A 12,179-nucleotide genomic window follows, 5' to 3' on the forward strand; every position below is an offset into this window, starting at 1 on the left:
ACCACTTTGTTATATGTCTAAAAAACAGGGCTTCGGCCCTGTTTTTTTATGCCCGAAAGCTAAAAATGGCGACTTTTGAAAAGCCGCACGCTTTTTGTAGCAAACGGTTGGCATTTTGTAGAACTATCGTTAACCTGATAGCGGATTTCACTTCCGTAACCACAATGGAACTTCGTCATGTTTGAGAACATTACCGCCGCCCCTGCCGACCCGATTCTGGGCCTGGCCGATCTGTTTCGTGCCGATGACCGCCCTGGAAAAATCAACCTGGGTATTGGTGTCTATAAAGATGAGACCGGCAAGACCCCGGTACTGACCAGCGTTAAAAAAGCTGAGCAGTATCTGCTGGAAAACGAAAATACCAAAAACTACCTCGGCATCGACGGTATTCCGGAATTTGGTCGTTGCACTCAGGAGCTGCTGTTCGGCAAAGGCAACGCGATTATCAACGATAAACGTGCCCGCACTGCACAGACCCCTGGCGGTACTGGCGCCCTGCGCGTGGCGGCGGATTTCCTCGCCAAAAACACCAGCGTAAAAACCGTCTGGGTGAGCAACCCAAGCTGGCCGAACCATAAGAGCGTCTTCAACTCTGCCGGTCTGGAAGTGCGTGAATACGCTTACTACGACGCGGCGAATCACGCGCTCGACTTTGACGGTCTGCTGGCCAGCCTGAGCGAAGCGCAGGCGGGTGATGTGGTGCTGTTCCACGGCTGCTGCCATAACCCAACCGGTATCGATCCTACGCTGGAACAGTGGGAACAGCTGGCGAAACTGTCCGTCGAAAAAGGCTGGCTGCCGCTGTTCGACTTCGCCTACCAGGGCTTTGCCCGCGGTCTGGAAGAGGACGCCGAAGGCCTGCGCGCTTTCGCAGCGCTGCATAAAGAGCTGATCGTTGCCAGCTCCTATTCCAAGAACTTCGGTCTGTACAACGAGCGCGTAGGTGCCTGTACGCTGGTGGCTGCCGATGAGCAGACCGTCGATCGTGCGTTCAGCCAGATGAAATCCGTTATTCGTGCTAACTACTCCAACCCACCGGCTCACGGTGCGTCCGTGGTCGCGACCATCCTCAGCAATGACGCGCTGCGCGCCATCTGGGAACAGGAGCTGAACGACATGCGTCAGCGCATCCAGCGCATGCGTCTGCTGTTCGTGAACACCCTGGCGGAGAAAGGCGCGGATCGCGACTTTAGCTTCATCATCAAGCAGAACGGCATGTTCTCCTTCAGCGGCCTGACCAAAGAGCAGGTTCTGCGTCTGCGTGAAGAGTTTGGCGTGTACGCGGTGGCTTCCGGTCGTGTTAACGTGGCGGGTATGACGCCGGATAACATGGCACCGCTGTGCGAAGCGATTGTGGCTGTGCTGTAAAAGGTTAAGCCGGGCGGCACTGCGTTTGCCCGGCCTACACCCAGGCCCGGTAAGCGTCAGCGCCACCGGGCAAAAAAAAGCCTGCTCAATGCAGGCTTTTTTAATGTTCGTTACCAGACCGGCAGTTCATCCTGCAGGAACGGGTTATGCAGCCGTTCGTAGCCCAGCGTCGACATCGGGCCGTGGCCGGAGATAAAGGTCACATCATCGCCCAGCGGCAATAACTTCTCTTTGATCGAGCGGATTAACTGCGCATGATCGCCACGCGGGAAATCGCTGCGCCCTACTCCGCCTTTGAAGATCACGTCGCCGGAAATCAGCAGACGCGACTGGTCATCAAAGAAAACAATGTGGCCTGGCGTATGGCCCGGGCAGTGTAAGACCTGTAAGGTCACATTGCCGACGCTGACGCTCTCACCTTCATTCAGCCAGCGATCTGGCGTCAGCGGCAGACACTCATCCAGACCAAACATGCGGCTTTGTGCCGGCAATCCCTGCAGCCAGAACTCATCTTCTTTTTCCGGACCAATAATCGGCACACCGTAGTGTTGCGCCAGCTCGGCCGCAGCCCCCACGTGATCGAGATGACCGTGGGTGAGTAAAATCTGCATTAAGGTCACGCCAGCGGCAGCGACTTCCTGTTTGATCTTCTCTGCATCACCACCGGGATCGACCAGCGCCGCCAGTTTGGTTTGTTCACACCAGATAATCGAACAGTTCTGGGAGAACGCGGTGACCGGAATAATACGATAGTTCATACTGCTCCTGATTTCGTTATTACCAGTGCCGCAATGGCCCGGTATCAATATGCACAAAGTTGCTACGTGGGTAATATCCTACACCACCTGCGCGCATAGATAACGCAGCTTTGCGAACATTGGCTAACGAAACGCCTTCAATATGAAAATCCATCGCCTGCCCTTTGGTGTGATAACTTTTTTTCGCGACGCCACGACTGTGGGCGCGTAATTCGTTATTGGTATCAAGGGAGCGGTAGCCGGAGACGAGCTGGACCGGGTTACGGGTACCCAGCAGGCCCTGCAGGCGATAAAGCTGATCGAATAATCCCGGATCGATGGCTTTAATCTTATTTGCGCGGAAATCACGGAAAAAATGATTAAGCTTTGCTAATTCATCCTGAATGTAGCCCCGGCCATCAAAAAACTCCGCTTTTATTGACTCACCTGTGTGCAGGTTATTCAGCGTCAGAATTCGTGGTCGAGGGGTAGAGAGCGTGGCAAATGATGGCGTCGGTAAGATGGCAGCGCCCAGCGCAATGCCCCCTAACGCCAGCAACTTACGGCGATTAGCGTCGAATTTGTCCATGGTAATCAGGTCTACAGGTCAGTGTTATCGTCTATATGCTATACAGCGCACGAAGGGCACCTTACCGGGCAAACCTGTCAGCGTCAAGGTAGCAGAATCCAGGAAATACGGGGCTTGCAGCCGCAAGCCCCGTTTCATTTTTTCACTTAGACTACCGGAATTTTCCGAACTTCTTCATTTACCTGATCAATTGCTCGGCCTTGGCCAGGATTTGTGTGTTAGACCGGGCGATCTCATCATAATTGTAAATATCTGTACGATACTGGGTCCGACCGTCTTTGCCGACGAAAGCAGTGAGATAGTACAGATTAACCGGAATATTTTGGCGGATATTCACATAGCGCGTGTCGCCTTGCTTGAGGGCGTCGGAGATCCGTGTATCGTTCCATCCCGCATCCTGTAACAGCATGTTAGCCAGTTCTGACGCCTTGTTTACCCGCACGCAGCCGGAGCTGAGCGCGCGGACGTCTTTCTGGAACAGGTTGTGGTTAGGCGTATCGTGCAAATAGATGGCATCCGAGCTTGGCATGTTGAATTTATAGCGCCCCAGCGAGTTATGCGCCCCGGGTGCCTGCTGGAAACGGAACGGCAGATTCGCAGGGGTAATGGTCGCCCAGTCCACCCGCCACGGATCGATGGCCTCTTTACTGTTCCATCCCCGCAGGACGGTATAGTTGTGGCGTTCAAGATATCCTGGGTCATCCCGCAGTTTCGGCAGAATATCATTGCGGGCCAGGGTCGGCGGCACATTCCACGGCGGGTTGACCACCACGTTATTCAGGGCGCTGCTCATCATCGGCGTTTTACGATCCGGACGGCCGACGATGACTCTCGATGCCAGCACCTCGTTGCCGTTCTGATAATAGACCAGCGAGAAGGCCGGAATATTCACCATAATCCCGGTGGAGAGCGTGGCCGGGAGCAGGCGCAGGCGCTGGATATTTAGCGCCAGCACCCCGGCACGCTGGGCTGGGGTGAGATTCAGCGCGTCACGCGTTCCCTGACCAATCACGCCGTCCGCACCCAACCCCTGAGTCGTCTGGAAGGCTTTGACGGCTTCAACCAGGTTGCGATCATAGGATGCCGGCTTGCTGGAGACAGACTTCTTTTTCTTCTCAACCGGTGGGGCTGACGGACTGACAACCACGCTTTGCGGATCGTCACCCGGCAGGGCAATTTTTGGCCCGCCGTCAATGACGCCGGAGCGTTTCAGGATTTCACGCAGGGCCGGAACATCGCTGCTCCACTGCCCCGGACTCAATTTGGCGGTGCTCTGTAGCTGCGGCCAGGGTTGCGTATCGGCCACCAGCTTGAGTAGCGACTGGTGCATCACCGCATACTGCGGGTGCGTCGGCGCAAGTCCGGCAATGAAATTCGGCACCGTCCCGTTATCCAGCGCCAGCTGCCACTGGTTGATCACCGACAGTGGCGGGGTCGCCATTTTGTAGGGTTTGGTGCTGTAGAGCCAGCGGTTGCCGTTGACCGGGATCCCCGCCACAAACTGCAGATAGCCCATCATCGCATCGGAAAGGACCACATCCCGCGCCATTCCAGTCACCGCTGGCTGGGTCAGCAGTTCCACCCAGGCGGTAAACTGTGGCTGAAAACCGGCGATAGCGACTTCGGCAAGCTGCTGCTGGAATGCCCGCACGGCATCGCGATCGTCCCACATGGGTTTCATATCGCGGGCGGCATACAGCAGCGTAAGCTGGTTGAGATAGACCGGAGAGTAACCCGCAGGCAGGGCCGCCATCAGCTGTTCACGGCGTTGTTCGGCATTGACATCGGCAGGTAGCGGCCGGATACCGGCCATAATGGCGGTGGCTGGCGATTGTTCCAGCGGTTGTGACAGCGACGTTGGCTGCGCGCCCATCGTGGCGGAGCTGTCGACAGGAACCAGCTCGGGCTCATCGGCCCGGGCACTAAACAGTGGAGCCACTATTACCGTCAGGCACAAACTCAGTGCTGACAGCTGACGACCATACATTTTATTCAGCAACATCCCTTGCCCCCTGTTTGCTTTACGTCGCGCCCTCATGACCGGGGCTTTATTTCATTATAGGAAGACAGACCGGCACCAGCCTTGCCTTGTGTAAAGAAGTTTAAAGTTAACGCAGCCGCCAGTACAAGCTCAAGGTATAAAAAAAGGCGGCCCAAAGGCCGCCACGGTTAACTTTCAGAATCGTCAGGAGGCGTCAGCCGTTCCCGGAAGGGATTCCGGCGGCTGCGGGGCAAAGCCACGCAGGCCGACAACGTGAACGTGCTCGCTGTTCTGGTAGACCTTACGCACCAGTTTGTAGGTGGTGCCTTTCTCCGGACTGATGTTCTCCGGCGCCGCGATGATCAGCTGCATATCCAGACGGTCGCACAGCTCAAATAGCGTGGCGATCGAACGGGCATCCAGACGCGCCGCTTCATCAAGGAACAGCAGGCGGCATGGGGAGATATCCTTGCCGCGCAGACGCCGGGATTCATCTTCCCAGCTCTGCACCACCATCACCAGAATCGACATCCCGGTACCGATCGCTTCCCCGGTCGACAGAGCGCCGGATTCCGCACGCAGCCAGCCGTCGGATCCACGGTTCACTTCCACTTCCATTTCGAGATAGTTGCGGTAGTCCAGCAGCTCCTCGCCGATGGTTTGCGGCGTGCGCTGGCCCATGTCGATATGCGGATTCAGACGCTGATAGAGCTTCGCCAGCGCCTCGGAGAAGGTCAGGCGGTTACTGTTGAACAGATCCTGATGCTGCTCGTGCTGCTCAGCCAGCACGTCCAGCAGCGTGGCGTGGGCTTCACGCACGTTGACGTTCAGACGCACGCTGTTGACCTGGCCGAACGACACGCTCTGCAGGCCCTGGTTCAGCTGGCGGATACGGTTCTGCTCGCGCTGGATCGTCTTACGGATGATATTGGCTACGCTGCGGGAGCTGATCGCCAGCTTCTGCTCGCGGGAGGTCAGCTCTTCCGTCAGACGGCCCAGCTCGATCTCCATCTGCTCAATGGCTTCAACCGGGTCATCGGTACGGATGATGTCCTGGCGAATACGCTCGCGCAGATGCTGATAGACCGCCACGAAGAACTGAATTTTGCGTTCAGGACGTTTCGGATCTTCCGACATGCGCAGCACATCGCGCAGGTGTTCGTTATCCGCCACCGCCAGACGCAGTGCGCCCAGCGCCTTATCCGACATCGAGCGCAGCTCATCCCCGGAGAGATAGGCCAGCTCGCGACGGTGCAGACGACGCTCAACGCCGTTGTCTTTCACCATCCGCATCACGGCGCACCAGCCCGCTTTGGCGGTGACCACCTGCTCGCGTTTCTCATGGTAGTCGCGTTCCAGCTTGCGCAGACGACGGGTCAGGTTATCCATCTCCGCTTCGCAGAAGGTCAGCGCTTTTTCCAGCTGGTTGCGGCGCGCGCGGTTGTTGCTGAGCTGGGCATGCAGTTCGTCACGACGAATACGCGCCCGCTCCTCTGCCCCGCTGTCGGCCCGCACGCCGATATCCTGCAGCTCTTTGTGCAGGTCGGTCAGCAGCTCTTTCTTGGTATCAAACGAGCTTTTCAGCGACGCGAGCACCTGGCTGTACTGGCTCAGCTGCGCGGCATGGCTACGCATTGCTTCACGTGCGCGGGTACGTTCCGTTTCCGCCTGCTCCAGACGGTGGCGCAGCTTCTCGTTCAGATCGCTGTTACCGTTCAGCATTTCCGCCGAATCGGAGTAGCTGAAATGCGCCCGACGCTGAGCCACTTCGGTCAGGGCAAACGCCTGCTGACGGGCTTCGCGCTGAACCTGCTGGGACCAGGCGTAATCTTCTTTCAGCTGTTCGAACTGTTCAGGGTCGCTCTGCAGGACAGAGACCATCGGCTCCAGCTTCGCCAGCTGGTTGCCGTGCTGCTGCACGAAGCGCGCGGCTTCCTGCGCTTCGTCGAGACGCTCCTGGATCTCATCCACCCGATCGGCAAGAGTGTCATCCGCCAGCAGGTTGAGGCGCGGCAGAATGCGGTTCAGGGCCGCGACGCCCTCTTTGGCCTGTTCAAACTGAACGCGGCTCTGCTGGTTATCGTTTTCGTGGGCGGAAAGCGCGCGTTCAAGCTCGGTACGACGCGTGGTGAACTTGCGGATCTCCGCTTCCGGATCGGTTTCAAAGGCGACGGCAAGATGGCTGCCGATAAAGCGGCTGAACGCCTGGTGCAGACGCTGGGTTTTCTGGACATCGAAAGAGAGCGTGGCGAAGCGTTCGGACAGCGCCTCGCGCTCGGTATGCAGGCTCTCGATGCGGCTTTCACGCGCGGCGCGGCCAAACAGCGGCAGCGACGGGAAGCGCGAATAGCGCCACTGGCGATCGGCGATCTTTACCACCACCGCTTTTTCCAGCTCGTCGACGCCAAAGACGCTGTCATCGAACGACTGCGGATCCCCTTCGATCAGATAGAGATCTTCCGGGCAATCTTCCAGGCCTTCGAGCTGGTCGGCGATCAGCGACAGATCCGGCACCACGATAGCGTGGCGGGATGGGCCATACAGCGCGGAGTAGTACGGCGCATCTTCAAGGCTGACGTCGTCGTAAATTTCGGACAGCAGCACGCCGCCAAAACGTTCGGCCAGGGTGTTCAGGCGCGCATCTTCCGCGCCGCCCGGCTGGCTTAAACGCTCAATTTCTTCGTCGACGGCACGCTTGCGGGCGCCCACTTCATCACGCTCAACAATGGCTTCGCGTTCACGCTCCAGCAGTTGCTGGAGGTACTCTGTCACGTCCTGCCCGGATTCGAACGCCTCGCCGCACTGCTCGCTGAGCTGGCTGAGGCTGCTCTGGGCGGCCAGCCAGATTGGCGCGCGCTGCATCAGCGTCTGAATACGCGACTGCAGCTGCTCCAGCTCCTGACGCAGCGCCATGCGCTGTTCACTGGCGCTGGAGACGCTGTCGGACAGCGACGCGATACGCGCTTCCAGCTCCTGATGCAGGGCTTCCAGATCGTCAATATCGACCCGTTTGCCCTGACGCTTGCAGAACTCAGCCAGCAGGCGTTCCGCCTCCTGCTGTTCACGCAGGCGTTGCTCCAGCTCGTTCAGACGCATGCGCAGCGGCTGAACCTGTTCCGCCATATGACGCTGATTGACGCCATCACGCAGCAGCTCGCGGGCCACTTCCCACGCCTCGGCGCGCGCCAGCGGGCCGTTAATGGCCGCCACCAGCTGGTAAGCCTGTTCAAACTGGCTGTGCGCGGTTTGCGCCACGCTCATTTTTTGTTCGAGATTCAGCAGCTTCTCGGTCGCTTCCTGCTCTTTAGCCTGGAAGGTTTCCAGCCACTGATCCGCGCTCTCCGGGGTCAAATCCGGCAGATGGCAGAGGTCTTTCGCACGCTGCAGCGCCTGCAGCGCCTGGTTGTACTGAATGGCGCGGGTTTGCTGGACGTCCAGCGCCTGCTGGTAATCGGCAAGCTGGCTTTTCAGCTCATCCACTTCCAGCTCGGCGGCTTCGGCGCGACCTTCGTTCTCTTCCTGCTTGTCGGCGGCTTCGGCCACCACTTCGTTCTGCTCTTCCAGACGAATTTGCAGTTCATCGAGATCCGCTTCGTAGCGCTCAATTTTTTCCTGCTGACGCAGCGCGGTCTGGACCAGATTCAGGTGATCGCTGGCGGCCTGGTAATCGGCCTCCAGATCCCCTTCAGCCCCGTTCTGCTCGCCCAGTTCACGGGCCATTTCCACGTGCTTATACTGCTCGGCCACCAGCTGCTTACGGGAGGTAAACAGCTCGCGGCGATACTCAAGGGCCTGATCCAGATGGATGCGGCGCTCGTTGGCGTGGCGCATATAGTCGGCGGCCACATAGTTGGTGGCTTCGCTAATCAGATGCTTGAACAGATCGCGGTCCGACTGGGTCACGCGGATCGCTTCCAGCGTCATGCGGTTTTCCCGCAGCGCCGCTTCCATATCCTGGAAGGCCTTACGCACGCCGCTGTTCTCCGGCAACAGGTAGTCGCGCAGGGAGCGAGTAATGGCGCTGGAGATCCCGCCGTACAGCGAGGCTTCGATCAGGCGATAGTACTTGCTACGATCCGAGGCCGAGCGCAGACGACGCGCCACCACGCCCAGATCGAACATCAGCGAGTGGTAATCGGTAATGGAGTTGAACTGCTTAAACTGCACGCCTTCGATGGCTTCCAGCTTGTCTTTCAGCTCCTGGAGTGTCAGCACGCGCGCCTGACGTTCGTTGAGGGTTTCCGTTAACAGCGAGGTTGGCTGAACCGAGGTCGGCAGCCCCTGAATGGCAAACGGCTTGATATCTACCTTGCGGTCACGCCCGGCGACCTGCTGTAAGCGGACGCCGACGACCACGCGCTGGTGACGGGAGTTGATCACGTCCAGCACCGAATAACAAACACCCGCTTTCAGCTTACCGTGCAGACCCTTATCGCGGGAGCCGCTGGTCGCACCGGCTTCGGTGGTGTTACGGAAGTGCAGCAGGGTCAGATCCGGGATCAGGGCGGTGACGAACGCCGCCATGGTGGTGGATTTCCCTGCCCCGTTACCGCCCGAGAGCGTAGTCACCAGCTCATCGAGATCAAAGGTGCGGGCAAAGAAACCGTTCCAGTTAATCAGCGTCAGTGAGCGAAACTTACCGCGTTCAATCATTACTCTTCCTCCCCGCTATCCGGCTGATTGTCTTCATGCTCGTCATTGAGCTGCAGATGATTTTCCACCGGCATCGCTTCGCCATCACGGATCATGCGCAGCTGCGCTTCACGGGCATCGTCGCCCACGCGCACGTCGGCGCCAAAGCGGAAGACCGATTCCGTGATGCGGAATTTACTGCTGTCGTGGCCCATAAACCACACCATCCCCAGACGGCGCAGGCGGTTCAGGGAGGAGCGTACTTTTTCCTGTAACTTCTGACGGTCAACGTCGGAACCGGTGGAGCGGTTGTTCACCAGCTTCAGCAGTTTGCCTTCGTCCGCCAGCGTCAGCAGCTCGTCATAGAGCTCCTGCTGGGTGAAGATGCCTTCGTTCGCCAGCCGCTCCGGGCTGAGATAGAGGTAGCAGAGAATTTTGCCGACCATCATGTCCAGTTCGGACAGCACCGAGCGCGGAATAAGCGTGGTGGAGCGCGGGCGCAGGTAGAAGAAACCTTCCGGGGCGCGGATCAGCTCCACGTTATAGCGGGCGTAAAACTCTTCCAGGTATTCCTGAAAATCCATCAAAAAGGCGTGATTATCCAGCTCGTCGAGACCAATGTGACGACCGGCACGCAGCTGGCTGTCCAGCGCCGGAAAGATCGGATTTGCCAGCGCCTGGGCCAGTTTAACTGGCATCACGTGTTCAATATTTGTCAATGACATGCGCCTGTACCTTGGCTCCGTAATCGTTAATCGGCTGCCACTTCGGCGGCAGGCCGGTGAAATCTGCTTGCGCGACGCCCAGGCGTACCGCCTGATCGACCACGATGCGGGCGATATCGAAATGGCGCGCACGCGGGTATTGTGCCAGGTAGTCGCGCACCACCAGACCGAGATCCAGCGGGGTGTTTTTGGCTTTGAAGATCGCCAGCTGCGCCTCGATCATGGCGGCAAGCTGTTCCCGTATTTCGTTAAACTCTTCGTATTCCAGATCGGCCGGCAGTTCGCCGGTCACCTCTTCGTCGCGCAGGCTCATCTCTTCGTCACGCATATCGAGCAGACGGTCAGCACTGGCATAGGTTAGCGCCCACGGCGCATCGAAGTAGGTCTGGACCGACTGGCGCAGACGCTGGGCAAAGACGCGGTTTTTATCCATGTCGATGGCGGTACGGATAAATTTATGCACGTGGCGGTCATAGCCGATCCACAGGTCGATCGACTGCTGGCCCCAGCTGATAATGCGGTCGAGTTTGCTTTGCAGGTCGAAGACCAGACGATCGACAAAATGCAGGTTGTCGTGGGCCAGGGTGGCATCCTGAATGCGCAGCAGGTTGGCCTGCAGCTTATCGCCCGCGGCCTCCAGCGTATCCTGCAGTTCGCGCAGGGTGCCGGAGGTTTCTGACAGCAGCATTTCACAGCTGGAGATCGCCGCGCGCCAGTCTTTGTTCAGCAGCTGGGCGATGTCGTCCTTCACCAGCTGCTGCTGCTCATCCATGATGCGCTGGGTCAGATCGATGCTGTCGAAAATTTCGGCTACCGAATACTTTAGCGGGGCGTAGACGTTGCGGTGCCAGTGGAACTCGTCGCCGTCTTCGTCAGCGGCATCGGCCGCACGCTTCAGTTCGCCCGCCACAATGGAGAGCTGCATCGAGAGGCGCAGGGTCGAGAATTCACGCTGGCGAATGTAGTAGTCGGTGATACCGATACCCAGTGGCGTCAGACGATAGATGGCGTTTCCTTCCGCCTGCTCGCTGGTAAAGCGGTTCAGCAGACGTTGACGTACCATATCGTTAATCGCGTTATTGGCACGCACATTAATGGTTTCGCTGGTTTGCTCAAACGCATCACTGACATGGCGGAACGCATCCACCAGTTCGCCCTCGCTCATTTCTCCATCCAGCCGTTCGCCGTTCAGCGTGGCAACTGCCAGCAGAAAAGAGAGTCTGTCTACCGGCAGCGAGAGGGAGAAATCGTTTTTTCGGGCCCAGGCAACCAGTTCGGGGACTGTCTGGGAAAATTCACTCATAAGTTATCCTTGCTCTGCGGCTTGTACGCGGTGACATGTATGTAACGGCCAAGGCTGATCCAGGGCTCCTGGCGACAGTACCGCGTCTCTAATTCGGTGAGGGCTTCAAAGCACTCATGCTGCTTTTGTTTATCACGCAGGTAATCGTGAAACACCCTGATGCCGGTTTTCCCGGCGATCTGCCAGCCCATCGCTTCCAGCCAGCCGTAAACCTGCTGCGGATCGCGCGGGAAATCGGGTGAAAGCGTGCGCCGTTTCTTTTTGTACATGCCCTGCTGCACATAGCCAAAATTGCCCACCAGCACGTTACGCATCAGCAGGCCGTTGGCGTTGTAGAACATCAGCGACAGCGCGCCGCCGGGGCAGAGTATCGACCACAGCGTCTGCAGCAGCGCCTGGGGATCGGCCACCCACTCCAGCACCGCATGAGACAATATCAGATCAACCGGGCTTTCCAAATGTTGAGCGATGTCCTGAGCGGCGCAATGTATAAATTGCATGTTATCGCTCACACCTTTTTCCGCCGCGGCGCTTTCGGCCCGGGCGATCATCTCTGCCGACAGGTCGCACAGGATGACATGGTGTCCGCGCTCGGCCATTTTTATCGCCGTCTGACCTTCACCGCCACCGGCGTCGAGGACGCGCAATTTTTTCGACCCAAAGCGGGCAAGCAGGATATCCAGATCCTGCCAGAGGATCGTTTGACGCAGCTGGCCCTTGGTTGTGCCATAAATATTGCGGGCAAACTTTTCCGCGATGTCATCAAAATTGCGATCCCGCATTGGGAGGGCTCCACCCGCTAACAGCAAAACCGCTATTTTGTCACAGCCGGGCGGAGAATGAA

At 58.1% G+C, this 12,179-nt stretch carries 8 protein-coding genes; 1 reads left to right on the forward strand and 7 read right to left on the reverse strand.

Features of this window, described 5'->3' with window-relative positions:
- Nucleotides 1-177 precede the first annotated feature (177 nt).
- Nucleotides 178-1,368: an aspartate transaminase gene (gene aspC / locus V7Q49_RS08385; protein ID WP_333850257.1), complete on the forward strand. Its 1,191-nt coding sequence runs from the start codon at nucleotides 178-180 to the stop codon at nucleotides 1,366-1,368.
- A gap of 110 nt (nucleotides 1,369-1,478) precedes the next feature.
- On the opposite strand, the gene V7Q49_RS08390 is transcribed toward aspC, so the two are convergent.
- The 7 genes from V7Q49_RS08390 to cmoM all read right to left on the reverse strand — a co-directional run bounded on the left by V7Q49_RS08390 (nucleotide 1,479) and on the right by cmoM (nucleotide 12,117).
- Nucleotides 1,479-2,126, reverse strand: a complete 648-nt coding sequence (locus tag V7Q49_RS08390) for an MBL fold metallo-hydrolase (protein ID WP_333850258.1) — start codon at nucleotides 2,124-2,126, stop codon at nucleotides 1,479-1,481.
- 19 nt (nucleotides 2,127-2,145) lie between these two features.
- A complete protein-coding gene (locus V7Q49_RS08395; RefSeq protein ID WP_333850259.1) occupies nucleotides 2,146-2,694 on the reverse strand; it encodes a YcbK family protein in 549 nt (182 codons plus the stop codon).
- 178 nt (nucleotides 2,695-2,872) lie between these two features.
- Nucleotides 2,873-4,696 (reverse strand): L,D-transpeptidase, encoded by a 1,824-nt coding sequence (gene ldtD / locus V7Q49_RS08400; protein ID WP_333850260.1) that lies wholly within the window; start codon nucleotides 4,694-4,696, stop codon nucleotides 2,873-2,875.
- A gap of 183 nt (nucleotides 4,697-4,879) precedes the next feature.
- Nucleotides 4,880-9,328, reverse strand: coding sequence for a chromosome partition protein MukB (gene mukB, locus V7Q49_RS08405; protein ID WP_333850261.1), 4,449 nt, complete (start codon nucleotides 9,326-9,328; stop codon nucleotides 4,880-4,882).
- On the reverse strand, nucleotides 9,328-10,032 hold the full coding sequence (gene mukE / locus V7Q49_RS08410) for a chromosome partition protein MukE (protein WP_142488927.1): 705 nt from the start codon (nucleotides 10,030-10,032) through the stop codon (nucleotides 9,328-9,330). Before mukE ends, mukB begins: the two co-directional genes overlap by 1 nt.
- Nucleotides 10,013-11,335: a chromosome partition protein MukF gene (gene mukF / locus V7Q49_RS08415; RefSeq protein ID WP_333850262.1), complete on the reverse strand. Its 1,323-nt coding sequence runs from the start codon at nucleotides 11,333-11,335 to the stop codon at nucleotides 10,013-10,015. The genes mukE and mukF overlap by 20 nt, the downstream gene beginning before the upstream one ends.
- The gene (cmoM, locus tag V7Q49_RS08420; RefSeq protein ID WP_333850263.1) at nucleotides 11,332-12,117 is read right to left on the reverse strand and encodes a tRNA uridine 5-oxyacetic acid(34) methyltransferase CmoM; all 786 of its coding nucleotides are present in this window, start codon (nucleotides 12,115-12,117) and stop codon (nucleotides 11,332-11,334) included. Before cmoM ends, mukF begins: the two co-directional genes overlap by 4 nt.
- Nucleotides 12,118-12,179: the final 62 nt, after the last annotated feature.

The organism is Leclercia sp. (genome assembly GCF_036780805.1).
Classification (GTDB): Bacteria; Pseudomonadota; Gammaproteobacteria; order Enterobacterales; family Enterobacteriaceae; genus Enterobacter.